General features: G+C 63.5%; 24 protein-coding genes and 1 pseudogene. 19 read left to right on the top strand and 6 right to left on the bottom strand.

The annotated features are described in order from the left end of the window. Positions 1–46 precede the first annotated feature (46 nt). Positions 47–1,687 carry a YbaL family putative K(+) efflux transporter gene (ybaL, locus tag ACZ5TB_RS01555; RefSeq protein WP_464791756.1) on the bottom strand — a complete coding sequence of 547 codons (1,641 nt, stop codon included), beginning with the start codon at positions 1,685–1,687 and terminating at the stop codon, positions 47–49. Between the two features lie 813 nt (positions 1,688–2,500). Between ybaL and rplU the strand changes: the two genes are divergently transcribed. The 6 genes from rplU (at position 2,501) to ACZ5TB_RS01525 (ending at position 7,257) form a co-directional block, all read left to right on the top strand. After that, positions 2,501–2,797 (top strand): 50S ribosomal protein L21, encoded by a 297-nt coding sequence (gene rplU, locus ACZ5TB_RS01550; RefSeq protein ID WP_340265563.1) that lies wholly within the window; start codon positions 2,501–2,503, stop codon positions 2,795–2,797. A 30-nt stretch (positions 2,798–2,827) separates the two neighbouring features. Next, a complete protein-coding gene (rpmA, locus tag ACZ5TB_RS01545; RefSeq protein WP_007683600.1) occupies positions 2,828–3,097 on the top strand; it encodes a 50S ribosomal protein L27 in 270 nt (89 codons plus the stop codon). A 273-nt stretch (positions 3,098–3,370) separates the two neighbouring features. After that, positions 3,371–3,946 (top strand): GNAT family N-acetyltransferase, encoded by a 576-nt coding sequence (locus tag ACZ5TB_RS01540; protein ID WP_464791755.1) that lies wholly within the window; start codon positions 3,371–3,373, stop codon positions 3,944–3,946. Positions 3,947–4,057: 111 nt separating this feature from the next. Further along, positions 4,058–5,152, top strand: a complete 1,095-nt coding sequence (obgE, locus tag ACZ5TB_RS01535) for a GTPase ObgE (RefSeq protein ID WP_464791754.1) — start codon at positions 4,058–4,060, stop codon at positions 5,150–5,152. 54 nt (positions 5,153–5,206) lie between these two features. Next, the gene (gene proB / locus ACZ5TB_RS01530) at positions 5,207–6,337 is read left to right on the top strand and encodes a glutamate 5-kinase (RefSeq protein ID WP_464791753.1); all 1,131 of its coding nucleotides are present in this window, start codon (positions 5,207–5,209) and stop codon (positions 6,335–6,337) included. A gap of 23 nt (positions 6,338–6,360) precedes the next feature. Beyond that, positions 6,361–7,257, top strand: coding sequence for an NAD-dependent epimerase/dehydratase family protein (locus ACZ5TB_RS01525; RefSeq protein ID WP_464791752.1), 897 nt, complete (start codon positions 6,361–6,363; stop codon positions 7,255–7,257). 3 nt (positions 7,258–7,260) lie between these two features. Here ACZ5TB_RS01525 and ACZ5TB_RS01520 read toward each other — a convergent pair whose 3' ends face one another. Together ACZ5TB_RS01520 and radA are read right to left on the bottom strand one after the other, a co-directional pair. Next, positions 7,261–7,779 (bottom strand): CvpA family protein, encoded by a 519-nt coding sequence (locus ACZ5TB_RS01520; protein ID WP_464791751.1) that lies wholly within the window; start codon positions 7,777–7,779, stop codon positions 7,261–7,263. A gap of 10 nt (positions 7,780–7,789) precedes the next feature. Further along, positions 7,790–9,157: a DNA repair protein RadA gene (gene radA / locus ACZ5TB_RS01515; protein ID WP_196225480.1), complete on the bottom strand. Its 1,368-nt coding sequence runs from the start codon at positions 9,155–9,157 to the stop codon at positions 7,790–7,792. 147 nt (positions 9,158–9,304) lie between these two features. On the opposite strand from radA, the gene ACZ5TB_RS01510 reads away from it, so the two are divergent. The 3 genes from ACZ5TB_RS01510 (at position 9,305) to ACZ5TB_RS01500 (ending at position 12,972) form a co-directional block, all read left to right on the top strand. After that, positions 9,305–10,000, top strand: a complete 696-nt coding sequence (locus tag ACZ5TB_RS01510) for an endonuclease/exonuclease/phosphatase family protein (RefSeq protein ID WP_464791750.1) — start codon at positions 9,305–9,307, stop codon at positions 9,998–10,000. A 151-nt stretch (positions 10,001–10,151) separates the two neighbouring features. Then, positions 10,152–12,545: a patatin-like protein gene (locus ACZ5TB_RS01505; RefSeq protein ID WP_464791749.1), complete on the top strand. Its 2,394-nt coding sequence runs from the start codon at positions 10,152–10,154 to the stop codon at positions 12,543–12,545. A 58-nt stretch (positions 12,546–12,603) separates the two neighbouring features. After that, positions 12,604–12,972 (top strand): hypothetical protein, encoded by a 369-nt coding sequence (locus ACZ5TB_RS01500; RefSeq protein WP_464791748.1) that lies wholly within the window; start codon positions 12,604–12,606, stop codon positions 12,970–12,972. A 13-nt stretch (positions 12,973–12,985) separates the two neighbouring features. On the opposite strand, the gene ACZ5TB_RS01495 is transcribed toward ACZ5TB_RS01500, so the two are convergent. After that, positions 12,986–13,279 carry a 4a-hydroxytetrahydrobiopterin dehydratase gene (locus ACZ5TB_RS01495; protein ID WP_464791747.1) on the bottom strand — a complete coding sequence of 98 codons (294 nt, stop codon included), beginning with the start codon at positions 13,277–13,279 and terminating at the stop codon, positions 12,986–12,988. Positions 13,280–13,319: 40 nt separating this feature from the next. Here ACZ5TB_RS01495 and ACZ5TB_RS01490 point away from each other — a divergent pair, with 40 nt between their 5' ends. The 4 genes from ACZ5TB_RS01490 to ACZ5TB_RS01475 are packed head-to-tail and all read left to right on the top strand — an operon-like array spanning position 13,320 to position 15,857. Beyond that, complete coding sequence (locus ACZ5TB_RS01490) at positions 13,320–13,727, top strand: metallopeptidase family protein (protein ID WP_464791746.1); 408 nt, start codon at positions 13,320–13,322, stop codon at positions 13,725–13,727. Beyond that, positions 13,724–14,326: a heme ABC exporter ATP-binding protein CcmA gene (gene ccmA / locus ACZ5TB_RS01485; RefSeq protein ID WP_464791745.1), complete on the top strand. Its 603-nt coding sequence runs from the start codon at positions 13,724–13,726 to the stop codon at positions 14,324–14,326. The genes ACZ5TB_RS01490 and ccmA overlap by 4 nt, the downstream gene beginning before the upstream one ends. Positions 14,327–14,331: 5 nt before the next feature. Continuing rightward, on the top strand, positions 14,332–14,970 hold the full coding sequence (locus ACZ5TB_RS01480) for a heme exporter protein CcmB (protein WP_464791744.1): 639 nt from the start codon (positions 14,332–14,334) through the stop codon (positions 14,968–14,970). Further along, positions 14,967–15,857, top strand: a complete 891-nt coding sequence (locus ACZ5TB_RS01475) for a DMT family transporter (protein ID WP_464791743.1) — start codon at positions 14,967–14,969, stop codon at positions 15,855–15,857. Before ACZ5TB_RS01480 ends, ACZ5TB_RS01475 begins: the two co-directional genes overlap by 4 nt. A gap of 36 nt (positions 15,858–15,893) precedes the next feature. Here the strand turns inward: ACZ5TB_RS01475 and ACZ5TB_RS01470 are convergent, their stop codons facing one another. After that, a complete protein-coding gene (locus ACZ5TB_RS01470) occupies positions 15,894–16,088 on the bottom strand; it encodes a helix-turn-helix domain-containing protein (RefSeq protein ID WP_464792461.1) in 195 nt (64 codons plus the stop codon). 60 nt (positions 16,089–16,148) lie between these two features. Beyond that, positions 16,149–16,430: pseudogene (locus tag ACZ5TB_RS01465) on the bottom strand (chorismate mutase); the annotation flags it as partial. A 96-nt stretch (positions 16,431–16,526) separates the two neighbouring features. On the opposite strand from ACZ5TB_RS01465, the gene ACZ5TB_RS01460 reads away from it, so the two are divergent. The 6 genes from ACZ5TB_RS01460 (at position 16,527) to spt (ending at position 23,058) form a co-directional block, all read left to right on the top strand. After that, a complete protein-coding gene (locus ACZ5TB_RS01460; protein WP_464791742.1) occupies positions 16,527–17,567 on the top strand; it encodes a polyprenyl synthetase family protein in 1,041 nt (346 codons plus the stop codon). Positions 17,568–17,691: 124 nt separating this feature from the next. Beyond that, complete coding sequence (locus ACZ5TB_RS01455; RefSeq protein WP_464791741.1) at positions 17,692–18,438, top strand: TSUP family transporter; 747 nt, start codon at positions 17,692–17,694, stop codon at positions 18,436–18,438. Positions 18,439–18,516: 78 nt separating this feature from the next. Then, complete coding sequence (gene hrpB / locus ACZ5TB_RS01450) at positions 18,517–20,964, top strand: ATP-dependent helicase HrpB (RefSeq protein ID WP_464791740.1); 2,448 nt, start codon at positions 18,517–18,519, stop codon at positions 20,962–20,964. 59 nt (positions 20,965–21,023) lie between these two features. Then, on the top strand, positions 21,024–21,302 hold the full coding sequence (locus ACZ5TB_RS01445) for an ETC complex I subunit (protein WP_196225468.1): 279 nt from the start codon (positions 21,024–21,026) through the stop codon (positions 21,300–21,302). A gap of 122 nt (positions 21,303–21,424) precedes the next feature. Next, positions 21,425–21,667, top strand: a complete 243-nt coding sequence (locus tag ACZ5TB_RS01440) for an acyl carrier protein (protein ID WP_464791739.1) — start codon at positions 21,425–21,427, stop codon at positions 21,665–21,667. Between the two features lie 128 nt (positions 21,668–21,795). Then, positions 21,796–23,058: a serine palmitoyltransferase gene (gene spt / locus ACZ5TB_RS01435; RefSeq protein ID WP_464791738.1), complete on the top strand. Its 1,263-nt coding sequence runs from the start codon at positions 21,796–21,798 to the stop codon at positions 23,056–23,058. Positions 23,059–23,166 lie beyond the last annotated feature (108 nt).

The raw sequence follows: 23,166 nt of genomic DNA, 5'->3' as shown, positions 1-23,166 counted from the left end.
TGTGCTCCTAGCTTCACAGGAGCACATCGTTGACTGAGACAGCCGTTCAGCCCGCGCCGGACAACTGAAGCATCCGCGCTGCGAGCTCGCGCTCTCCCATGACGACATGGGGTACGCCTATCCCCTCCAGATGCGCGACCTCAGCATCACTATGCGCTCGCGCAATCACCTGCAGGTCGGGATTGAGGCGGCGCGCATGTTCATGGATCGCACCACCTTCAAACCCTTCCGGCACGGCAATCAGCAACCGCCGAGCCTCGCAAATGCCCGCAGCCATCAAATAACGGTCCTCCAGTGCACTTCCCCGCACTACCGAATGGCCCGCCTCCGCTGCTTCCTCCGCCCGTTCCGGGTCCGTTTCCAGCACAACGAAATGGGCATTGCGTTCGGACAGGCGCCCCGCGATCATCTTGCCGACCCGGCCATATCCGACCAGGATCACATGGCCGATGTGCGGCCGCTGGCGCGCCCTTTCTGCTTCCGCCTCCTCCTCAATCTCCTCCTTCTTGTGCGCCCGCACGATCATCGAGAAGATGAACGGATTTAGAAAGATCGACACGATCGCCCCGGCAAGGATCAAGTCGCGTCCTTCCGCAGGCAGCACGCCTAGGCCAGTGCCCAATGTAGCAAGGATAAAGGAAAACTCGCCGATCTGCGCCAGGCTCGCCGCAATCGTCAGCGCCGTATCCCCCGGGTGGCCGAAGGCGCGTACGATCGCGAACGCGGCGATAGACTTACCGACGATGATGATCGCCACGGTCGCAAGCAGGGGCAACGGCTGTTCGACAAGCACCGATGGATTGAACAGCATGCCCACGGACACGAAGAACAACACCGCGAATGCATCGCGCAGCGGCAGCGTTTCCTCCGTCGCGCGGCGACTGAGCGGCGTCTCGCCCAGTATCATGCCCGCGAAGAAGGCGCCCAACGCAAATGACACATCGAACGCCACGGCCGCGCCGAAGGCCACGCCAAGGGCGATCGCCAGCACAGCCAGGCGAAACAACTCCCGCGATCCGGTGTGAACTACCCAGTGCAGCGCCCAAGGAATGACTCGTCGGCCCACCACGAGCATCAGGGCTACAAAACCGGTGACCTTCAGCAAGGTGCTGAGCAGCGGTGCCAGCAGGTCACCCATTCCGGCCGATGCGTCTGCATTGTTCATAACCTTCGCCAGCGCCGGTAGCAGTACCAACGCCAGCACCATCACCAGATCCTCGACGATCAGCCAGCCAACAGCTATGCGCCCCCGCCGCGTCTCCACAAGATCGGCCCCCTGCAAGGCGCGCAGCAAAACGACCGTACTCGCGACCGAAAGAGCGAGGCCAAACACAATGCCGCCCATCACTGGCCAGCCCATATAGTGCGACAGCCCCATGCCAAGCAGCGTTGCAACCGCGATCTGCCCAATGGCGCCGGGTACGGCGATGTTCTTCACCGACAACAAATCGCGTAGCGAAAAATGAAGTCCCACCCCGAACATCAGCAGAATGACACCGATCTCCGCCAGTTCGTTAGCCAGACTCGTGTTGGCGACAAATCCCGGGGTGAAAGGACCAACTATGATCCCTGCTATAAGATAACCGACCAGCGGCGATAGCTTGAGGCGATGGGCAATGGCACCCATTATGAAAGCAACAACGAGGCCCGCGACGATTGTTCCGATCAGGGGCGTGTGATGAGGCATGGACGTCCTTCCCTGTCTGCCGGTGCGGCCCTCTGAACCTTCACCGGCAGCCTATCATATTTTCATGCTGCGACCGCTAGCATAGCGGCTGACAATAAGGCTCCGGCAGCACCCAGCCCAGTGAACACGGCGGGTACGAACCACCATGGCGGCCGTCGGTTGCTGCGGCGTGACCGTCTGCGGGTCATGGATCTCTCCTGTCTGACGATTAACGGAGTGCGCGTTAAGTCAGAACTGGCGGAGCGCGAGCGTGAAAGGAGTGTGTAATACCCCCGCGTAAGAGCGAGGGACGGGTGCGGACATATAAGGGATTAGATCGCGACCACCCCACGGCGGCCAGCAGTCCCGCAACAGATACCATCCATGGCATCAATGAAGATAACAAGGGGTTGTCGCCCGAGCCATCGGGCTGGGTCAGACGGTAGTCGGCCGGTGCCGATTGGGTCCGGGCCTTCAGCACAACGTCTGTGGTGGCAGGATTGAACGCCGAGCCCGTGGCTATGCTGGACGGCGGCCCCAATGGCGTCAGGGCACTTAATAACGCAACACTGATCGCCATCCACAGGGTCAGCATGAAGAGAAGCCTGCCTCTCATGCTGTCAGTCCTGTACGATGTCGGCATCATGCGCGGCGGGTTCCCTTCGACACGGGAAGATAGGCACTGGCTCGCGCAAAAACCACCCCTAAGAAGGGGGCTTCCCGGTTGACAGAAGCGAGTCAGTCCACTACCGGGCCACATTCCCGCGCGGGTCAACAGGACGTCATGTCCTCGGCGATTTGCGTAAAGCAGATTTGAACGAGAAGAGAAGAGCCATGTTCGCAGTCGTGCGCACGGGCGGCAAGCAGTATCGCGTAGCCGCCGGAGACAAGATCGTCGTCGAGAAGCTGGCCGGTGAGGCCGGTGACAAGGTGACGCTGGATGACGTCCTGTTCGCGGGCGAAGGCAGCGACGTGAAGGACGCCAGCAAGCTGACCGTCGCCGCCGAAATCATCGCGCAGGCGAAGGGCGAGAAGGTCATCGTCTTCAAGAAGCGCCGTCGTCACAATTACCGTCGCAAGAACGGCCATCGCCAGAACCACACGATCCTGAAGATCGTGTCGATCGCCTGAGCCGCAGTAGAGTTTCGAGGAGTTTGAGTCATGGCACATAAGAAAGCTGGCGGTTCATCGCGCAACGGTCGCGATTCGGAATCCAAGCGCCTTGGCGTGAAGAAGTTCGGCGGTCAGGAAGTGATCGGCGGCAACATCATCATTCGCCAGCGCGGCACGCGCGTATATCCCGGCCGTAATGTTGGCATGGGTAAGGACCACACCCTCTTTGCCCTGGGCGAAGGCCGCGTGGTATTCCACACTGGCAAGCTCGGCCGCAAATATGTGTCGGTCGATGCCATGGCTGAAGCAGCCGAATAACGGACGATCAATGACGGATCGTCCCTCATTATTGGGGCGATCCTTCCGGAAGATGGTCTTCGACCATTTCTGATAATCCGAGGGAAAAAGGGGCGCCCCATCCGGGAGCGCCCCTTTTTCCATTCGGCGGCACCTCCCCTCATTTTCCCTCAAACCTCTGGAACCCTGAGCCTTCTCACGCGTCATGCGGGCGGGGCACAGCCAGAGGAAAGAAGTCGTCAAGCCGTAACTTTTTACGGCCATTGGCGTGTCGATCAGAGGAGAGATTTTCAAATGTTCGCCCGTACCCCCCGCCTGCTCCTAAGACCCGGCTGGATGGAAGATGCATCCGCGCTGGCCGAAGCGATTGGCAATCCGGCGGTCCTGCGCAACCTTTTCCGCGTGCCCACGCCATATGGCATTGATGACGCGCGCAGCTTCCTTGCCCTTCCGCAAGATACACGCCTGCCGCGTCTTCTGGCTTTTTCCCGCACTCGCGGTGCTCCGCGCCTGGTCGGCGGGTGCGGCGTCCATTTGACCGAAGATGGCACGCCTGAACTCGGCTATTGGATAGCGCGTCCCTATTGGGGGCTGGGCTTTGCGACGGAGGCCGCCAGCGCGGTGTACGGCATGGCCCGAGCAGCAGGCGTCAGCGGGGTTCGCGCGGCGCATTTCGCTGACAATCCGGCGTCAGGCAATGTGCTTCGGAAAATCGGCTTTCGTTACACCGGCCGGGTGGAGCAACGTTACAGTCCGGCGCGTGGAAATGCGGCTGAATGCCTGGTCTTTGAAGAAGGTGTGCCCGGACGCATGATGATTGATCCTGCAATGGACCTTTATCACGACGCCATGCCCGCGCTCGCGGCCTGAACGAAGAAGGGACGGCGCCAGCGGACGCCGTCCCGCATGGAAAAGGTGAGTTTCGAGCGATAGCAGACGGCAAGGTTTAATTCCGCGTCATAAGCGGCTATGGGCCAGCCCATGCATTTTCTGGATCAGGCGAAGATATACATAAAATCCGGCTGGGGCGGCCCCGGCGCGGTCAGTTTCCGGCGGGAAAAATATGTCGAATATGGCGGCCCTGATGGCGGCAATGGCGGCAAGGGTGGAGATATCATCTTCGAAGCCGTAGCTGGCCTCAACACCCTCATAGACTTCCGCTACACTCAGCATTTCAAGGCACAGCGCGGCATGCCGGGCGCCGGGAAGAATCGCTATGGCGCTGGCGGCAACGACCTCGTCATAAAAGTTCCCGTAGGAACGCAGATCCTGTCCGATCCCCAGCCTATCGAGGGCACCGAGGACGAGGATGGTTATCCCGACTATGAAGATCAGGAACTGCTCGCCGACTTCACAGAGGTCGGACAACGCTTGGTCCTGTTGCGCGGCGGCGATGGCGGCCGGGGCAACCTGTCTTACAAGACAAGTACTAATCGTGCGCCACGTCAGCATGGAACGGGCTGGCCGGGACAGGAAATGTGGGTCTGGCTCCGGCTGAAATTGCTCGCCGACGTCGGCTTGGTCGGTATGCCTAATGCTGGCAAGTCGACCTTCATCAATCAGGTAACCAATACCAAGGCCAAGGTGGGGGCCTATGCCTTTACCACCACCAAGCCACAGCTCGGCGTCGTCACGCACCGTGACAAGGAATTCGTCCTGGCAGACATCCCCGGCTTGATCGAGGGTGCAGCCGAAGGTGCTGGCATCGGCGACCGCTTCCTTGGCCATATCGAGCGCTGCCGCGTGCTGCTGCACCTGGTCGATGCCACTGGCGACGATCCGGTCGAACAGTTCCGGATCGTGCAGGATGAACTGGAAGCCTATGGCGAGGGGCTAGCCGACAAATCGCAGATCGTGGCCCTCAACAAGGGCGACCTACTCGGGCCGGAATTGATGGAGGACATCGCCGCCCAGCTCCGGCGCGAGGCTGGCGTGGAGAAGATATTTATCATCTCGGGCGCGACAGGCGAAGGTGTGCAACCGCTACTGGATGCTGTCCTGCCATTGCTTGCGGACGGCAGACCGATGGAGGAAGAGGCCAGTGACGAAGGCGACACTTCATGGTCGCCGATCTGAACACTCATCAATCGCCACTTATTCTTCACGTTCCAGGCGAACGGAACTGATCCCGTGACTTCCTCTCTTTCAGGCTTCCCCCCCTCTCAAGTTCGGCGACTGGTCATCAAGATCGGCTCGGCCTTGCTGGTCGATGGGAATGGCGAGGTTCGCGAAGCCTGGCTCCGAACCTTGGTCGAAGATGTCGCTGCCCGCAAAGCCGCCGGGCAGCAAATCATTATCGTTTCGTCAGGCGCAATCGCGCTGGGCGCACGGCGATTGAAGCTGCCAAAGGGTGGGCGAGGCAGTCTGGAAGACGCTCAAGCCGCAGCGGCAACAGGACAAATCGCACTGTCGCAATGCTGGGCTCGTTTGTTGCAGGACAAGGGGATTACGGCCGCGCAGATGCTGGTGACGCTGGACGATCTTGAGCATCGGCGGCGCTATCTGAATGCGTCTGCGACTTTGGAACGCCTGATCACGCTCAATGTGGTGCCGGTGGTCAATGAGAATGACAGCGTCGCCACAGCGGAGATCCGTTTTGGCGACAACGATCGGCTGGCGGCACGTATCGGACAGGCAGCACGGGCCGACGCGGTGGTGCTGCTTTCCGACGTCGATGGGCTTTACACCGCCAACCCGCATGTCGATGCGAGCGCCATGCTGATAGACACAATCGAGCGCATCGACGCGCGGATCGCAAATATGGCGGACAGCGGATCCGCGTCCGGAATGGGGTCGGGAGGCATGACCTCCAAGATCGAGGCGGCGCGGATCGCGACGGGGGCCGGAGCGCATCTCGCGATCATTTCCGGCAAGGTCGATGCTCCGCTGTCACATTGGATCAATGGCGGAAAGGGATCGATCTTCATCGCAGCCCCTGCCAAGCGGGCGCGTAAGGGATGGCTTGCGGGGCGTTTGACCGTTCGCGGGCGCATCATCGTCGACGCAGGTGCGGAAAAGGCGTTGGGGCGCGGCAACAGCTTGCTGCCTGCCGGTGTGGCGAAGATAGAGGGCGCATTCGTGCGAGGTGATGTCGTTGATATCGTCGCGCCGGACGGCCGGGTGATCGCGCGTGGGCTGAGCGAGTATGACAGCGAGGAAGCGGCGAGGATCGCGGGCAAACGCAGTGAGGATATCGCGGCTCTGCTGGGCCACCTGCCACGATCCGTACTCGTTCATCGCGACCAGATGGCCATGGTCTGATCCCCATGAAATTACGCATTGCCATGACCGGCGCGACAGGTTTTGTCGGCGCCGAAACGCTCAATCAGGCTTTGGACGCTGGGCATCATGTGACAGCCATCACCCGAAAGGCGCAGCCGCCCCGCGCCCGGCTGAAATGGGTGCCCGGATCGCTTGAGGACCGTGCGGCGCTGAACACGCTGGTACGGGACGCCGACGTGGTGGTCCATATAGCAGGCGTCGTAAACGCGGCCGATCGCGACGAGTTCGAGGCCGGGAACGCGCGTGGGACGATGGCCGTCATCGATGCCATGCGTCAGCGTGGCGTCCGGCGATTGGTCCATGTGTCATCGCTGGCCGCGCGGGAACCTAAACTGTCCGACTATGGCTGGTCCAAAGCGCTCGCCGAACGTCACGTCAAGGCGAGCGGACTGGATTGGACGATCGTGCGGCCCCCAGCGATCTATGGGCCGGGTGATCGGGAAATGCTGGAGCTCTTCCGGATGGCTAAACGGGGCGTCATGCTGCTCCCCCCCGGCGGCCGACTGTCGCTGATCGAGGTGAGCGACCTCGGCCGACTGCTGCTGCGGCTGGCGGGCGAGACAGAGATGAGCCTCACGCACTGTTATGAGGCGGACGACGGCACGCCGGGCGGTTGGGACCACCTGGACTTCGGACAGGCGATCGGGCGAGCAGTCGGAAGGTCCGTGCGGACTTTTGCCACGCCCAACTGGGCGCTGGGATTGGGTGCTCGGCTGGATCGCATGTTGCGAGGCAAGACGGCGAAGCTGACGCAGGATCGGGTGAGCTATTTCTGCCATCCCGATTGGGTGGTCACGAAGCGAAAGCAACCTCCCAAAAAACTGTGGGTGCCCGAAGTTGCTACCGAAGAGGGATTGAAAGCAACAGCGGACGCTTACCGCGCAAAAGGCTGGCTGTAGCGATTAGTCGCTTTCGGCGTCCGGCTTTCTGGCGCGGCGTTCGGCTACGAATTCGCTGATCGCCTGGCCGCTGGCGTTGAGCAGCGGATAGGTGCGGGCGTCGGACAACCAATCGGGGCGGCGCTCTCCGCTGCCGTAGAATGTGTCGTAGGTCAGGCTGAACGCGAGGAAGACCAGCGTTGCCCCGATCAATCCCTTGATAGCGCCGAAGCCACCGCCGAGGACGCGGTCGATGGGGCCAAGAATCGACTGACGGGTACGGCGGCCGATGGCGTGGGCGAGGAGTTTTCCTGCGCCGAAGGTGATGCCGAAAACAAGAAGGAATGCGAGAATTGACGCGCCTCCGGTGGTTCCGACCAGGGGGGTGAGGAGTTCGGTGGCGGAGGGGTGGAAGAGGCGGATGGCGAAGATGCCGAGGACCCAGGCGATCAGCGAAAGGGTTTCAAGAACGAAACCACGAAGCAAGCCCAATACGGCGCAACCGCCGATGGCGAGAAGGACGAGGATATCGACGGCGTTCATGAACGCGGGGCTATCCGCGGCCGAGCATCTGGTCAACCAGTTGGCTTAACGCGCGATAGCCGCTGACGGCGATCCCCTTCACTCCGTCGGCGACTGCGGAAGGCACATAGGCCCGTTCGAAGCCCAGCTTGGCCGATTCGCGCAGGCGCAGCGGAGCATGAGCGACGGGGCGTATTTCCCCCGAAAGCGCGATTTCGCCGAAGAGGACCAGATCGGCGGGCACCGGCCGTTCCGCGAGTGCCGATATGAGCGCAGCGGCGACGGCGAGGTCAGCGGCGGGATCGGACAGGCGATAACCACCCGCGACGTTCAGATAGACTTCGCAGGTGGAGAAGCTGAGGCCGCAGCGCGCCTCCAGCACGGCGAGGACCATGGCGAGACGGCCGCTGTCCCATCCCACCACCGCGCGCCGGGGGGTGGCCCCGCTCGACAACCGGACGACGAGCGCCTGTATCTCCACCAGCACGGGCCGCGTGCCTTCAAGCGCAGGGAAGACGGTCGCGCCGGTTACGGTTTCGTCCCGATGGGTGAGGAACAGCGCCGATGGGTTGGAGACTTCCTCCAACCCTTCCGCCACCATCGCGAAGACGCCGATCTCGTCCGTGCCGCCGAAGCGGTTCTTGATCGCCCGCAGGATACGATATTGATGGCTGCGCTCGCCCTCGAAGCTCAGGACCGTATCGACCATATGTTCGAGCACGCGCGGCCCGGCGATGCTGCCATCCTTGGTGACATGGCCGACGAGGATGACGGCTGTGCCGCGCTGCTTGGCGAAGCGGATGAGTTCCTGGCTGGATGCGCGAACCTGGCTGACGGTGCCCGGCGCGCCTTCGATCAGGTCGCTGTGCATCGTCTGGATGGAGTCGATGACGAGCAGCGCGGGCGGCTCCCCCTCCCCCAGCGTGGTCAGGATGTCGCGGACGGAGGTCGCGCTGGCGAGTTGCACGGGCGCGTTGCCAAGGCCGAGGCGCTGCGCCCGCAGGCGCACCTGATCTGCCGCTTCCTCGCCACTGATGTAAGCAACGGAAAGGCCGCGCGCGGCAATGCGGGCGGCCGCCTGAAGCAACAGGGTGGACTTGCCGATCCCCGGATCGCCACCGATCAGCGTGGCGGAGCCCGGAACGATGCCGCCTCCCAGTGCGCGGTCAAATTCCGCGATGCCGGTGCTGGTGCGCTGGGGCAGTTCGACCTGACTGTTCAGCCCGACAAGAGTCAGAGCGCGTCCGCCGCTTTGCAGATCATGGCGCGCGGAAAAGATGGTTTCGGACGCTTCCTCGACAATGCTGTTCCATTCGCCGCAGTCATCGCATTGCCCCTGCCAACGGGAAGAGAGCGTGCCGCACTGCTGACAGACGAATTTGCGCTTTGCCTTGGCCATGGGGGAGCTATGACTTGCCACGGTGAACGTTTCAAGAACAAAGAATGATGGGACTATCCGCCCGCCCGTTCAGACCTATGGCGAGGAAGTTGAGAGCACTGTCCAACAGTGCTGGAAACTCATGCGGATGTGGCGCATTGTTTCGCCATGAAGTCGTTACGCGTTGCCAGCTACAATATCCGCAAAGCCATTGGCACCGATCGCCGCCGCAGCCCCGAACGAGTGCTGGAGGTGCTGGGAGAGTTGAACGCGGACGTGATCGCGCTTCAGGAAGCGGATCGCCGTTTTGGCGTCCGATCGGCCGCCATTCCCCCTTGGCTGCTGGAATCGATGAGCCAGTACAAGCCGGTGCCGTTGAACGTGCATGTCGATTCGATGGGTTGGCATGGCAACGCGATATTAGTGCGGAAGGAGGCGGATATCCGCACCCATGACGTGCTGCACCTTCCCTGCCTGGAACCGCGTGGCGCGACGATGGCGGAGGTGGAACTGGGCAAGGCGAAGCTGCGCGTCTTTGGCATGCATCTCGACCTGTCGGGCCTGTGGCGGCGCAAGCAGGCGGCGGCGGTCATCCACGCGGCAGCCCAACGCGACGCCATGCCAACCGTGCTAATGGGCGACCTCAACGAATGGAGCGCCAATCGGGGGTGTCTGGCGGACTTTGCGCGCCATTATAGTTTCGCGCCTTGCGGACGGAGTTTCCACGCGCGGCGGCCGGTCGCGCATCTCGACCGGATCATGCATTGCGGGCAATTGAAGCTGATGGACAGCGGCGTGCATGACAGTGCGGCGTCGCGTAAGGCTTCGGATCATTTGCCGATCTGGGCGGAGTTTCGGTTGTGAGTTCGGTGTTTTCGTTTGGACTGGACCATACGAAGCCTTTGCCTGCGGCATCAAAGACAAGTGAAGCCCTTCGACAGGCTCAGGGCGAACGGGGGATGGGTTCGGGACAAGACTGCGGCACCTGCAGCATAAGGCCTGAGGGCTACGCATCATGAAGGAGCGCGAACTTCGACTGGCGCTGGTCTGCTATGGGGGGATCAGTCTGGCCGTCTATATGCACGGCATCACCAAGGAAGTGTGGCGGCTGGCGCGGGCAAGCCGAAGTTTTCATGACGGCACCCCTAGCAGCAAGGGCAGCGAGGCGGTTTACAGGAAGCTGCTGGAAGAACTGGAAGCCGCCAGTGGAGTCCGGTTGCGCGTGATGCCCGACATCATCGCCGGGGCGAGCGCGGGCGGCATCAACGGTATATTTCTGGCGCAGGCGATCGAAACGGGGCAATCGCTGGAGCCATTGACCGACCTGTGGCTGGAAAATGCCGATGTGGAGCAGCTGCTGCACCCGGATGCGCGTCCCGCGCGGCGGATCAGCAAATTCTGGGCGACGCCGCTGGTGTGGATGGCGGCGCGGCGGCCCGGCGACACGATTGAACGCACGGTCGCCCCGGACACGCGCGAGGAGGTGCGGCACAAGCTGTCCCACTTCATCCGCTCCAGATGGTTCGAACCGCCCTTTGGCGGCGAAATCTTCACCGGCATGATGCTGGACGCCTTCGACGCGATGGAAGCGGCAGAGCGCGGGCCGCCGCTGTTGCCCGAGGGACACCCGCTGGACCTGTTCGTCACCGTCACGGATTTCGAAGGCCATCCGCAAAGCCTGAACCTGAACAGCCCACCACAGGTGGTGGAGACCGAACATCGCCTTTCCATCGGTTTCCACGCGCGGGGGCGTGGCGACCGCCTGTTCGCCGATCCGGCCGAGCTGGTATTCGCCGCGCGGGCGACGGCGAGCTTCCCCGGCGCATTCCCCCCCTTCACCGTGCGGGAGCTGGACCGCGTGTTGAAACAGCGGCATCGCGCATGGCCGACCCGGGATGCATTTTTGGCCCATGCCCTGCCCCGCCACTGGGCGCGCGGCAATGCAGAGGACGCGATATTGATCGACGGATCGGTGCTGGCGAATGCTCCCTTCGCACAGGCGATCGGCGCGCTGCGTAACCGTCCGTCGCGGCGCGAAGTGGATCGGCGTTTCGTCTATATTGATCCGAAGCCGGGCCGTCGATCCATCCGGCTGAACCGGGAGGGCGAGCAGGAAGACGCCACGCCAGAGGACAAGGCTCAGCTGCCCGGTTTTTTCCGCACCATCTTCGGCGCTCTGAGCGATATTCCGCGCGAGCAACCGATCCGCGACAATCTGGAAGCGATTGATCGTCATTCTTCGCGCATCCGCCGAATGGTGCGCATTCTGAATGCTTTGAGACCGGGGATCGAGGCGGAGGTCGAAAACACGATTGGCGGCATGCTGTTTCTCGACCGTCCGACTCCCGCGCGGCTTTCCGCCTGGCGAGCGAAGGCGCAGTTGCGGGCTGCGAACTCGGCAGGCTTTGCCTTCCCGGCCTATGGTCATCTGAAACTTTCGGGCATCGTCGAGGATCTGGCCGGTCTGCTGTTCCGCCTGAGCGACGAGGACAGTCCATTGATGCGGGAAAATTTCCGGCAGGCGCTGTGGTCGCACGTCCGGACGATCGGCGCGGACAAGCTGATCGAGGATGTCGGGCCGGGATCACCGCCGGTCGCCTTCTTCCGCACCCATGACCTGAGTTTTCGCATCCGCCGCCTGCGCTTTTTGGCGCGGCGGCTGGCCGAAACGCTGGAGATCGATTCTGAGGCTGGCGACGCCGCGATCCAGAAAATGCACGACGCCATCTATCAATCCATGGCGCATTATACGGAATGCGAAGGCACCGATTTCTATAATGGCGCGATCCGCGCCGCAGCCAAGGAGGTGCCGTCCGATCCGGCGGCAGCGCTGGACGCCATCGCACAGGCACGCGACCTGAAGGCGCGGGATGACATAGCGGAGATGATGCTGGCCGACGCGCTCGCGGGACTTCCCAAGGCGGAGCGGCGGATCATGCTGCTCTCCTATCTAGGCTTTCCCTTTTACGACATCGCCACCCTACCGTTGCTCCAAGGCCACGCCATGGAAGAATATGATCCGGTGAAGGTGGACCGGATTTCCCCGGAGGATTGCAGCGCGATCCGATCAGGTGGGGCCGAAGCGACGTTAAAAGGCATTGAATTCAATAATTTCGGTGCGTTTTTTAGCCGGACCTATCGGGAGAATGACTATTTGTGGGGACGCCTTCATGGTGTCGAACGGCTGCTGGATATCGTAATTTCCGCATTACCCGCAGCAAGCCGCCTTTCGGAAGAACGCGTGCGCGATTATAGGCAAGCCGCATTCATGGCGATTCTCGATGAGGAGGAACAGCGGCTGCCGCATGTCGCTGATCTCATTGCCATTTTGCGGGAGGAAATCGGTGGGCGCACGGGTGGGGCTGGTTCCATTGGTGATGATTCTGGCGCTGACCGCGGCTTGCCGTGATGCGTCGGGCGATGCCGCGTCCGCGGACAATGCCTCGGTCCCGCCACCAGCGCTTTCCATGAACGCCATCGAGGGCGAGCCGATCGAGGTGGTCGCCGCGCCGCAGCGCCCGTCCGCCGAAGTCACCGTGCAGGCGCAGCCCGCGCCGCGCGGATCGCTGGACCTGCCCCCCTCTCCCGATGCCGCGCTGGCCATGCCCTTCCCGCAGGAAGTCACCAGCTTCATGGTCGATCGGGACAGTTGCGACCATTTTCGGGGTGAGGAGCCCTATGATGGGGAGAGGCGTGTGTTCCTGATGGAAAGTATCGCCGAACTATGCACCGGCACCGACGCAAAACTCGCCATGCTGCGCCGCCGCTATGCCGGTGACCCGGCTGTGACCGCTGCGCTGCATGGTTATGAGGATCGCATCGAAGGGCGACCCTGATCAAGCCGTCCGCTCAGGCGGTGAGCAGCGCGTCGATCGCCTTTGCGAGATCTATGTCACGGCGCGACAGGCCGCCGGCGTCATGCGTCGTCAGGGTGATATCCACGCGATTATAGACGTTGGACCATTCGGGATGGTGGTTCGCCTGCTCCGCCAGAAGCGCGACGCGGGTCATGAAGCCGAACGCGGCATTGAAATCCGCAAAGGTGAAGCGCCGCTGGATGCCCTCAGGGTCATTCACCAGCGTCCAATCGGCAAGAGAAGCAAGCTCCTGCGCCCGTTCGTCGCCGGACAGTTTACCAATCATGGCTCTATCCTCATAATATTGTTTCGCCTATGTCGCAGCCATGTCAGACACCGGTCAACCCCCTCTTTTCGCGCCAACCATAGCGCAGATCGAACGACTGGCGCTTGAGGCGCTGGGGCGGTTGCCCGATCCTTTCCGGTCCCATCTGTCCAACGTGGTCCTGTTCGTCGAGGATTTTGCCGACGAACGGATATTGAAGGAGATGGAGATTGACGACCCGTTCGGTCTGACCGGCCTTTATACCGGGCGGCCGGTGGGCGAGCCCGAGCAAACTGGCGACGCCCCCCCCACGGTGCATCTTTTCCGGCGGCCGTTGCTGGACGAATGGGTGGAAACGGGCGTGCCGCTGAACGCGCTGATCACGCATGTGGTGGTGCATGAGATCGGCCATCATTTCGGCCTTTCCGACATCGATATGCATGTGCTGGAGGACATGGTCGCGCCATGAGCGACGCGTCGCTGCGCCTGTCGGGCATCGCCTGCGCGCGTGGCGGGCGGCTGTTGTTCCGGGGCGTCGACCTGGCGCTGGAGCCGGGGGGCAGCGCGTTGCTGCGCGGGCCGAACGGGATCGGCAAGTCGAGCCTGATGCGCATCTGCGCGGGGCTGCTGCGGCCAATGGCGGGGACGATCGAGCGGCGGGGCAGGATCGCGCTGGCCGATGAGCGGCTGGCGCTGGATGTGGAAGAGCCTTTGCGCGAGGCGCTTGGTTTCTGGGCGCGGCTGGACGGTGCGGATGCTGGTGCGCTGGACGGCGCGCTGGAGGCGATGGCGCTGGGGCCGCTTGGCGGGATTCCGGTGCGGATGCTTTCGACGGGGCAGCGCAAGCGGGCGGCGCTGGCGCGGGTGATTGCGAGTGGCGCTGGGCTGTGGCTGCTGGACGAGCCGGGTAACGGGCTGGACGATGCGTCGCTTGGGCTGCTTGGCGCGGCGGTGGCGGCGCATCTGGCGGGGGGCGGGATCGTGGTTGCGGCGTCGCATCAGCCGCTGCCGATGGCTTCGCCCGTGGTGATCGACCTTAGCGCCTATGTCGCGGAGGAGGCGGCGTGAGGGTGATGGCGCTGCTGGTCATGCGGGATTTGAGGCAGGCGTGGCAGTCGGCGGGCTTGTGGTTGCCGGTGGCTTTCCTGCTGCTGGTGGCCAGCCTGTATCCGTTCGCGGTTGGGCCGGATGCCGCGCTGTTGCGGCGGTCGGGTGGCGGGATGTTGTGGATCGCGGCGCTGCTGGCGAGCCTGTTGCCGGTGGACCGGCTGGTCGCGCCTGATCGGGATGCGGGGGTGCTTGACCAGATTGCGCTGCGCGGCGTCGGCGATGAAATGGTGATGCTGGCGCGGCTGATCGCGCATTGGCTTGGCTTTGGCCCGGCGCTGATGATTGCTACGCTGCCCGCTAGCGCGCTGCTGAAGCTGGATGGCGCGACGGTCGGGATGCTGGAACTGGGGCTGCTGATCGGGACGCCCGCGCTCGCGGCGCTGGGCCTGCTGGTGGCGAGCCTGACGGCAGGGCTGCGGTCGAGCGGGGCGCTGGCCGGACTGCTCGCGCTGCCGTTGGCGGTGCCGTTGCTGATATTTGGCGCGGGGACGCTGGGCGATGGGAGCGGAGCGGCGCTCAAGTTCCTGGGGGCTGCGTCGCTGCTGCTCGTCGCGATCACGCCCTTTGCGGCGGGCGCGGCGATACGGGCGGGGCGCGAGTGATAGGTTTCGGCGCTTCGCTGCTGTTTGTCCTGATCTGGTCGACAGGATTCATCGTCGCGCGTGGGACGGTGCCCCATGGCGCGCCCGAACTGATCCTGAGCGTGCGCATGACGCTGACGGCGCTGCTGCTGGGGTTCGTCGCGTGGCGGGCCGGGCAGAAGCTCCCTGGTCGCAAGCGACTGATGCTGCACCTGGTGGCGGGCGCGATGCTGCACGGCGTTTACCTGACCGTTAGCTGGTGGGCAGTTTATAATGGCATGCCCGCTGGCATCATGTCGCTGCTCGGCGCGCTGCAACCATTGATGGTGGCGGTGGCGGGCGCGTTCCTGCTCGGCGACCGGCTGCTGGCGCGCGGATGGGCGGGACTGGCGATCGCCATTGCGGGCGTGGTTTGCGTGCTGCTGCCGGCCATCGAGAAGTCGGGCGCGGGGGCGGTGCCGGTTTTGCCTGCGTTCGCTGGATTGCTTGCGGTGGTCGCCATGGCTGGGGGCACACTGGTGCAACGTGGATCGATAGCGGGGGACGGCATCTGGATTTCCGGCGCGGCGCAAAATGCGGGCGGTGCGTTCGTCGCGATTGCCGCCGCCCTGATTGCGGGGGAAGCCCGCTGGGATGGCGCACCGATATTATGGCTGGGGCTGGCTTGGTCAGTGCTGGGTCTGTCGGCGGGCGGTCTGTCGCTGCTGGTTTGGCTGGTGCGGACTCAGGGTCCGACACGGATGTCGATGCTGTTGCTGCTGGTCCCGCCGCTTGCTGCGGTGGAAGCCTGGCTGCTGTTCGGCGAGAAGCTGGTGCCGGTTCAGTTGACAGGCTTTGCGTTGGCGCTGACCGGGGTGCTACTGGGGCGGTCGCAGGGCAAAAGGGAAACGGTTAGCGAACCGGCTTAGGACAGTATGACCTAACCAAGCCGAGGCTATTGGCAGTTAAGTGCTAATCTCGACGCCAGCGTGTTTGAGCACCTCTTGAACATCGACTCTAAGGAAGGAAGCGATCGAGTTTACTTCTTCCATCCTCATCCTCCGTCCACCAGAGAACATTCTCGACACCGCTGAAGGATCGACTCCCAAATGCCGAGCTAAACCGCGAAGGCTCCTGTTATTCTCCTCAAGTTGGTCCATAAACCAAGCCTTGTCGATCGCGCTTTTTGTCCGAAGATTTTCGGCTGGAGAAGCCGATCCGCCTTCCCGCAACCGCTCATGGTGGCGGATCACCTCGTCGATGATGAAGCGCAGGAACTTTTCCGTGAAGTCGGGATCGAGATTGGCGTCCGTCGCGAGCTGGCGAAGGCGGCTGATCTGCCGTTCTTCCCGGCCCGGATCGGCGGGCGGCAGTGCGTGCGTCGCCTTATATTCGCCGACAGCCTGCGTGATCTTGAAGCGCTCGGCGAGCATGAACACGAGGGCGGCGTCGATGTTGTCGATGCTCTCACGATACCGCTTCAAAGTGTCGTCCACGCTCATCCTCCAAATATCCGCGCGCTTTTTGCTCCATCCGTCGCTCCGTGCAAGCTATTCCCGCTTGCCATCTGCATTTTGCACCGCCACATGGGCCACGTCATGACCGCACCCGCCTCCGGCCCCATATCCGGCAACGTCCACCCCATCGGCCGCGCCAACGGCGCGCCTTCGCTCACCCCCATGATGGCGCTGGTTGCCGACGGCATGAACCAGGTCAATGCGGTGATCCTGGACCGGATGCAGTCGCGCATTCCTCTGATCCCCGAATTGGCTGGCCATCTGATCGCGGGCGGCGGCAAGCGGATGCGGCCGATGCTGACCCTCGCCTGCGCGCAGCTGGTCGGTTATGCGGGCAGCCGCCATTACAAGCTGGCGGCGGCGGTCGAGTTCATCCACACCGCAACCCTGCTGCATGATGATGTGGTCGATGGGTCTGGCCTGCGCCGGGGCCGCAAAACGGCCAACATCATCTGGGGCAATAGCGCCAGCGTATTAGTGGGCGACTTCCTCTTCTCCCGCGCTTTTGAGCTGATGGTCGAGGCCGAGTCGCTCAAGATCCTCAAAATCTTGTCCAATGCATCGGCGGTGATCGCCGAGGGCGAGGTCAATCAGTTGACCGCCCAGCGTCGTATCGACACCAGCGAAGAGCAATATCTGGACATTATCGGCGCCAAGACTGCTGCCCTGTTCGCCGCCGCCTGCCGCATATCCGCCGTGGTCGCGGATCGGGACGAGGCCGAGGAAACGGCGCTGGACGTCTATGGCCGGAACCTGGGCATCGCATTCCAGCTGATCGATGATGCCATCGATTATGAATCGGACGGCGCGACCATGGGGAAGGATGCGGGTGACGATTTCCGCGACGGCAAGGTGACGCTGCCGGTGATCCTGGCCTATGCGCGCGGCTCCGAGGAGGATCGCGCCTTCTGGAAGCAGGCGATCGCAGGCAACCGAGTGAGCGACGAGGATCTGGCGCATGCGACCGGGCTGCTGCGCAAGACGGGTGCCATTGACGATACGCTCGCTCGCGCGCGACTTTATGGCCAGCGCGCCATTGATGCGCTGGGCCGGTTCGATACGGGCAAGGCAAAGGCCGCTCTGACCGAGGCCGTAGAGTTCGCAATCGCCCGCGCTTATTGAGCCACGCCGCCTCCTGCTCCAGCGGCGGCAGGCTCGGCGCGCATCGACGCCAAGTGGCGCGGCGGATAGCTGAGGTGAGGCGCCGTTGGACTTAATCCTTTCTCCTGAAACGCTGGCCTTCCTGATGGCTGCGGCTTTGATATCCGGGTGCATCGACGCCATGGCGGGAGGCGGCGGGCTGATCTCCCTGCCCGCATTGCTGGCGGCGGGCGTCCCGCCCGTTGCCGCCGTGGGCACCAACAAGCTGCAATCATCACTGGGCACCTTTGGCGCCTGCGTCGCTTATGCGCGCGCCGGGCACATGGACTTGAGAGCCTATCGCTGGCCCATTGTTGCGGCATTTATAGGGTCAGTGGGTGGCGCCTGGCTGATCCAGCGGATGGACCCGGCCATTTTGGCGGGATTGATGCCCGCGCTGCTGATCGCGCTGGCGGGCTATTTCACCTTCTCCCCCCGAATCAGCGAAATGGATCGGCACAGCCGGGTGGGACTGGCGGGACTGAGCCTGCTGATCGGTATCGTCGGCTTTTACGATGGCTTCTTCGGCCCTGGTGCCGGAGCATTTTACGCGACCATTTTCCTGGCGCTGGGGGGCCTCGGCCTCGTCCGCGCGACGGCTCAGACAAAGGCCGCCAATTTGGCTAGCAATGTGGCGGGCCTGTTGACGATGATGCTGGGCGGCCATGTCATGTGGATTGCGGGACTGACCATGGCCGTCGGCAGCATCACAGGCAGCCAGATCGGATCGCGGCTGGCCATGCGGTTTGGCAGCAAGCTGATACGGCCCCTGCTGATCATCATGTCTCTGGGGCTGACGGCGAAGATGCTGCTCGATCCGGGAAACCCGATGCACGAGTTGCTATTCGGATAAGCTCATTCTTTTCGGCGCTGCCTTTCGCCTCGCACAGCGGGATTGCACCGGATGCCGATTGGCGCGAGAGGGACAGGCATGAATGCCGCGCTGCCGATCCATGATATCCTTCCCCGGCTGCTGGACGCCTTGCGGCGGGGGAATAGCGCCGTTCTGGTCGCGCCGCCGGGAGCAGGCAAGACGACGGCGGTGGCGCCCGCGCTGCTGGATGAGCCATGGTGCACGGGGCAGGTGCTGCTGCTGTCCCCCCGCAGGCTGGCGGCTCGCGCGGCGGCAGAGCGCATTGCCGAACTGATGGGCGGCGTGCCGGGCGGGATCGTCGGCTATGCGACGCGGATGGATAGCAGGCAGTCGGCCGCGACCCGCCTGCTGGTCTTGACGGAGGGCATTTTCGTCCGCCGTATTCAGGATGATCCGGAGCTTGCGGGCGTATCGGCGGTCCTGTTCGATGAAGTGCATGAGCGGAGTTTGGACAGCGACTTTGGCCTGGCATTGGCGCTGGATGCACAGGCGGCATTGCGGCCGGACCTGCGCATCGTGCCGATGTCGGCGACGCTGGACGGGGCGCGTTTTGCTGCGCTGCTGGACGATGCGCCGGTGCTGGAGAGCGAAGGGCGGATACAGCCGCTGGAGCTGCGGCATATCGGCAGGGCTGCGGAAAAGCGGATCGAGGATGAGATGGCCGGGGCCGTGCGAAGGGCGCTGGCTGAGGAGGCAGAGGGCGACCTGCTCGCCTTCCTGCCCGGCGTGGCGGAGATTGAGCGGACGGCGGAACGGCTGGAGGGGCTTGGCGTCGAGGTGCATCGGCTCCACGGCAGTCTGGACCCGGCGGCGCAGCGGGCCGCTATCCGTCCTTCGCGGGAGGGGCGGCGAAAGGTGATCCTTGCCACATCGATCGCCGAGACCAGCCTTACGATTGATGGGGTGCGGATTGTGATCGACTCCGGGCTTGCGCGGCGGCCGCGTTATGACCGGGCGGCGGGGGTGACGCGGCTCGTCACGGAGCGGGCGAGCCAGGCGGCTGCGACCCAGCGCGCGGGGCGTGCCGCAAGGCAACGGCCGGGCGTCGCCTATCGGCTGTGGGAGGCGGCGGCCACGGCGGGCATGCCGCCCTTCGATCCGCCCGAGATATTAGAGAGCGACCTTTCCAGCCTGCTGCTCGATTGCGCACTTTGGGGGGTGAGCGATCCGGCGAGCTTGCGCTGGCTCGACTCGCCGCCGCCCGCTGCGCTGGATGAGGCGCGCAAGCGGCTGACGGTGCTGGAGGCACTGGACGAGGATGGGCGGATCACGGCGCATGGCAAAGCGCTGGCGCGATTGCCGGTGGAGCCGCGTATCGGGCATATGCTGGTGCGCGCGGGCGAGCTGGGACTGGCGGAGGTCGCGGCGGAGGTGGCCGTACTGCTGGGAGAGCGCGGGGTTGGCGGGCAGGATGTGGACCTGTCGCAACGGCGCGTGCGCTGGCGGCGGGAAAGCGGGAAGCGGGCCGATGCGGCGCGGGCGATGGCGAAGCGGTGGGCGAAGCTGGTCGGCTCCGGGCAGAAGGCAGCGGCGGGCGAGCATGATGCGGGGCTATGTCTTGCGCTGGCCTTTCCTGATCGGGTGGCCAAGCGGCGCTCCGCCGATGGTGCGGAATGGGCCAGCGTTGGTGGACGCGGATTCCGGCTTGATCCGTTAAGCCCGCTGGCGCGTGACGAATGGCTCGCGGTGGGGGAAGTGCAGGGTAGCGCGGCTGGGGCGCGCATTCTATCCGCCGCGCCGATCAGCGAAACAGAAGTGCTGCGCCTGTTCAGCGGGCGGGTGAAGGAACATCGGACGGTGCGGTTCCGGGCGGAAACCGGAGGGATCGAGGCTCTGCGGGAAAGGCGGCTGGGTGCGGTACGACTGTCGTCGGGATCGGACGACAGGCCGGACCCGGAGGCTGTCGTCGCGGCTTTACTGGAGGGCGTCAGGCAGGGCGGGATCGACCTGCTGCCTTGGTCCGATGCGGCGCAGTCGTTGCGGATGCGGGCTGGCTTTGCAGGCATAGAGGCGCTGTCGGATGCTTCGATGCTGGCGACGCTCGACGATTGGTTGGCGCCCCTGCTCGCGGGCAAGCGGCGACTGTCCGACATTGACCGATCGCAATTGTCCGGCGTTCTGGAGGGCATCATTGGCTGGGATGGCAAACAGCAGCTCGACAGGCTGGCTCCTCCGGCATTTCAGTCCCCCGCCGGGAGCAGCCATGAGATCGACTATGCGGCCGAGGGCGGGCCGCGCGTAGAGCTTCGGGTGCAGGCGCTGTTTGGGCTTGCCGAGCATCCGGTCGTCGGCAGCGGGCGTATTCCGCTGGTCCTGTCCCTCACATCCCCGGCGGGGCGGCCGATACAAACGACGCGGGACTTGCCGGGTTTCTGGTCGGGAAGCTGGAGCGCGGTCGCAAAGGAGATGCGCGGGCGCTATCCCCGGCATCCCTGGCCCGACGACCCGGCTGGCGCCGCCGCCACGCTGCGCACGAAACGGGCCGATGCCCGTGGCAAGCCTTGACTTCCGCCCGCCCGCTGGTGCAACGGACGCATCGCCCTTCCCAGGAGTTTGACGCCACGATGGCTGCGCGCATCTATCAGATTCAGAAGAACGCCCTTCAGTCCGGCAAGGCACGGACCGACAAATGGGTGCTGGAATTTGCGCCGAGCGAGGCGAAGAAGCCCGACCCGCTGACCGGCTGGGCCGGATCGGGCGATACGCAGAGCCAGGTCAAGCTGACCTTCCCATCGCTGGACGCGGCGCGCGCCTACGCCGACAGATATGAAATCGGCTACACTTTCATCCCGACGCCGCCCAAGACGCTGAAGATCCAGGCCTACGCCGACAATTTCCGCTAAAGGCGCGCACGGGGCGGCTCATAATCGGGCGCGATGCTGCCCGATTGCCGCCTTATTCCCTTGCCAAAAGGCGGGACTTGGGGGCAAAAGTCGCCCTTTCATGGGAAAGCTTTGAACAGATAATGACGGATCGCCAGCAGATTTTCGACAGCATCGCCGCGCAGATCGCTCCTTTCAACAAGAAGGGCGTTGACCTCAGCGAGGCTACCAGCTTTGCGGGCGACCTGGAGTGGGACAGCCTGACCGTCATGGACTTCGTCGCAGCGATCGAGGATGAGTTCGATATCATCATCACGATGAACATGCAGGCTGAGATCGAGAATATCGGCCAGCTTGTGGACGCTGTAGCAAAGTTGAAGGGCTAATCTAGCCTTCCCCGTTCACATCGAGCCGGTTCGCCTTTGCCGAGGACCGATGGTCGAGATGACGGGAAAACTTTCGCCTGACGCATCTCGACATGCTCGATGCTGCTCGAACCGAACGGATATATGCGATGACCGACGCTGCTGAAACCGCCACCGACGCCCACACGCCCGCCGAAGTGGCTGATGCGCGCGACCTCTTCTCCAAATTCGATCCGCTGATCGCCGAGCGCGAGGCGCTGCTGGCGACCGGGGTGCGCGATCCCTTTGCGATCGTGATGGACGAGGTGAAGTCCCCCACCCAGGCGGTGATCAAGGGCAAGGACACGATCCTGCTCGGCACCTATAACTATATGGGCATGACTTTCGACCCGGACGTCGTCGCGGCGGGCAAGAAGGCGTTGGACGAGTTTGGTGCAGGAACGACCGGCAGCCGCGTGCTCAACGGCACCTATCAGGGCCATAAGGAAGTCGAAAACGCGCTGATGGACTTTTACGGCACTTCCGGTGCCATGGTGTTTTCGACCGGCTATCAGGCCAATCTCGGCATGATTTCCACATTGGCGGGCCGGGGCGACTATGTCGTGCTGGATGCCGACAGCCATGCGTCCATCTATGACGGCTGTTTCCTGGGCGATGCGGAAATCGTCCGCTTCCGCCACAACAGCGTCGAGGATCTGGACAAGCGCCTTGGCCGCTTGCCCGCCGACGCACAAAAGCTGGTGGTACTGGAAGGCGTCTATTCGATGCTGGGCGATGTCGCCCCCCTGCCCGAGATGGTGGCGGCGGTGCGCAAGCATCCCAACTGCATGATCCTGGTCGATGAAGCTCACGGCATGGGCTTTTTCGGCGCCAATGGCCGCGGCGTGTATGAGGAGCAAGGCGTCGGGAACGATGTCGACTTCGTCGTCGGCACCTTCTCCAAGTCGGTCGGCACGGTTGGCGGCTTTTGCGTATCCAACCACCCCAAGTTCGAGGTGCTGCGCCTCGTCTGCCGTCCCTATGTCTTCACCGCTTCGCTGCCGCCGAGCGTGGTCGCGACCGCCGCAACGTCCATCCGCAAGCTGATGCACGCGGGCGAAAAGCGCGCACATCTGTGGAAGAATAGCCAGCGGCTGCACAAGGGCCTTACCGATCTTGGCTTCAAGCTCGGCACGGAGACGCCGCAATCGGCGATCATTGCCGTTATCCTGACGGATCAGACGCAGGCGGTCGCCATGTGGCAGGCGCTGCTGGAGTTGGGCCTCTATGTGAATATGGCGCGCCCGCCCGCCACACCGGCAGGGACCTTCCTGCTCCGTTGCTCGCTGTGCGCCGAGCATAGCGACGAGCAGGTTGGCCAGATTATCGGCATGTTCGAGGCAGCAGGCAAGGCAACGAGAGCAATCGGCTGATCGCGAGCGGCCACGATTGCCGCGATAAGAGGAGATAGAAGGGCAGTGAAGCGTAGCTGCCCGTTGGAACCTTTTATTCCTTGATATTTCGTCTGTAATGCTGTTCGA

Source organism: Sphingobium sp. TomTYG74, assembly GCF_055393875.1.
This window is presented reverse-complemented; position numbering and strand designations above follow the sequence as displayed.

What these genes read in the sequence shown, in the direction of transcription:
- ybaL (WP_464791756.1), bottom strand. Translation starts at nt 1,687, where the DNA reads ATGCCTCATCACACGCCCCTGATCGGAACAATCGTCGCGGGCCTCGTT.
- rplU (WP_340265563.1), top strand. Translation starts at nt 2,501, where the DNA reads ATGTTCGCAGTCGTGCGCACGGGCGGCAAGCAGTATCGCGTAGCCGCC.
- rpmA (WP_007683600.1), top strand. Translation starts at nt 2,828, where the DNA reads ATGGCACATAAGAAAGCTGGCGGTTCATCGCGCAACGGTCGCGATTCG.
- ACZ5TB_RS01540 (WP_464791755.1), top strand. Translation starts at nt 3,371, where the DNA reads ATGTTCGCCCGTACCCCCCGCCTGCTCCTAAGACCCGGCTGGATGGAA.
- obgE (WP_464791754.1), top strand. Translation starts at nt 4,058, where the DNA reads ATGCATTTTCTGGATCAGGCGAAGATATACATAAAATCCGGCTGGGGC.
- ACZ5TB_RS01525 (WP_464791752.1), top strand. Translation starts at nt 6,361, where the DNA reads ATGACCGGCGCGACAGGTTTTGTCGGCGCCGAAACGCTCAATCAGGCT.
- ACZ5TB_RS01520 (WP_464791751.1), bottom strand. Translation starts at nt 7,779, where the DNA reads ATGAACGCCGTCGATATCCTCGTCCTTCTCGCCATCGGCGGTTGCGCC.
- radA (WP_196225480.1), bottom strand. Translation starts at nt 9,157, where the DNA reads ATGGCCAAGGCAAAGCGCAAATTCGTCTGTCAGCAGTGCGGCACGCTC.
- ACZ5TB_RS01510 (WP_464791750.1), top strand. Translation starts at nt 9,305, where the DNA reads ATGAAGTCGTTACGCGTTGCCAGCTACAATATCCGCAAAGCCATTGGC.
- ACZ5TB_RS01505 (WP_464791749.1), top strand. Translation starts at nt 10,152, where the DNA reads ATGAAGGAGCGCGAACTTCGACTGGCGCTGGTCTGCTATGGGGGGATC.
- ACZ5TB_RS01500 (WP_464791748.1), top strand. Translation starts at nt 12,604, where the DNA reads ATGAACGCCATCGAGGGCGAGCCGATCGAGGTGGTCGCCGCGCCGCAG.
- ACZ5TB_RS01495 (WP_464791747.1), bottom strand. Translation starts at nt 13,279, where the DNA reads ATGATTGGTAAACTGTCCGGCGACGAACGGGCGCAGGAGCTTGCTTCT.
- ACZ5TB_RS01490 (WP_464791746.1), top strand. Translation starts at nt 13,320, where the DNA reads ATGTCAGACACCGGTCAACCCCCTCTTTTCGCGCCAACCATAGCGCAG.
- ccmA (WP_464791745.1), top strand. Translation starts at nt 13,724, where the DNA reads ATGAGCGACGCGTCGCTGCGCCTGTCGGGCATCGCCTGCGCGCGTGGC.
- ACZ5TB_RS01480 (WP_464791744.1), top strand. Translation starts at nt 14,332, where the DNA reads ATGGCGCTGCTGGTCATGCGGGATTTGAGGCAGGCGTGGCAGTCGGCG.
- ACZ5TB_RS01470 (WP_464792461.1), bottom strand. Translation starts at nt 16,088, where the DNA reads ATGGACCAACTTGAGGAGAATAACAGGAGCCTTCGCGGTTTAGCTCGG.
- ACZ5TB_RS01460 (WP_464791742.1), top strand. Translation starts at nt 16,527, where the DNA reads ATGACCGCACCCGCCTCCGGCCCCATATCCGGCAACGTCCACCCCATC.
- ACZ5TB_RS01455 (WP_464791741.1), top strand. Translation starts at nt 17,692, where the DNA reads ATGGCTGCGGCTTTGATATCCGGGTGCATCGACGCCATGGCGGGAGGC.
- hrpB (WP_464791740.1), top strand. Translation starts at nt 18,517, where the DNA reads ATGAATGCCGCGCTGCCGATCCATGATATCCTTCCCCGGCTGCTGGAC.
- ACZ5TB_RS01445 (WP_196225468.1), top strand. Translation starts at nt 21,024, where the DNA reads ATGGCTGCGCGCATCTATCAGATTCAGAAGAACGCCCTTCAGTCCGGC.
- ACZ5TB_RS01440 (WP_464791739.1), top strand. Translation starts at nt 21,425, where the DNA reads ATGACGGATCGCCAGCAGATTTTCGACAGCATCGCCGCGCAGATCGCT.
- spt (WP_464791738.1), top strand. Translation starts at nt 21,796, where the DNA reads ATGACCGACGCTGCTGAAACCGCCACCGACGCCCACACGCCCGCCGAA.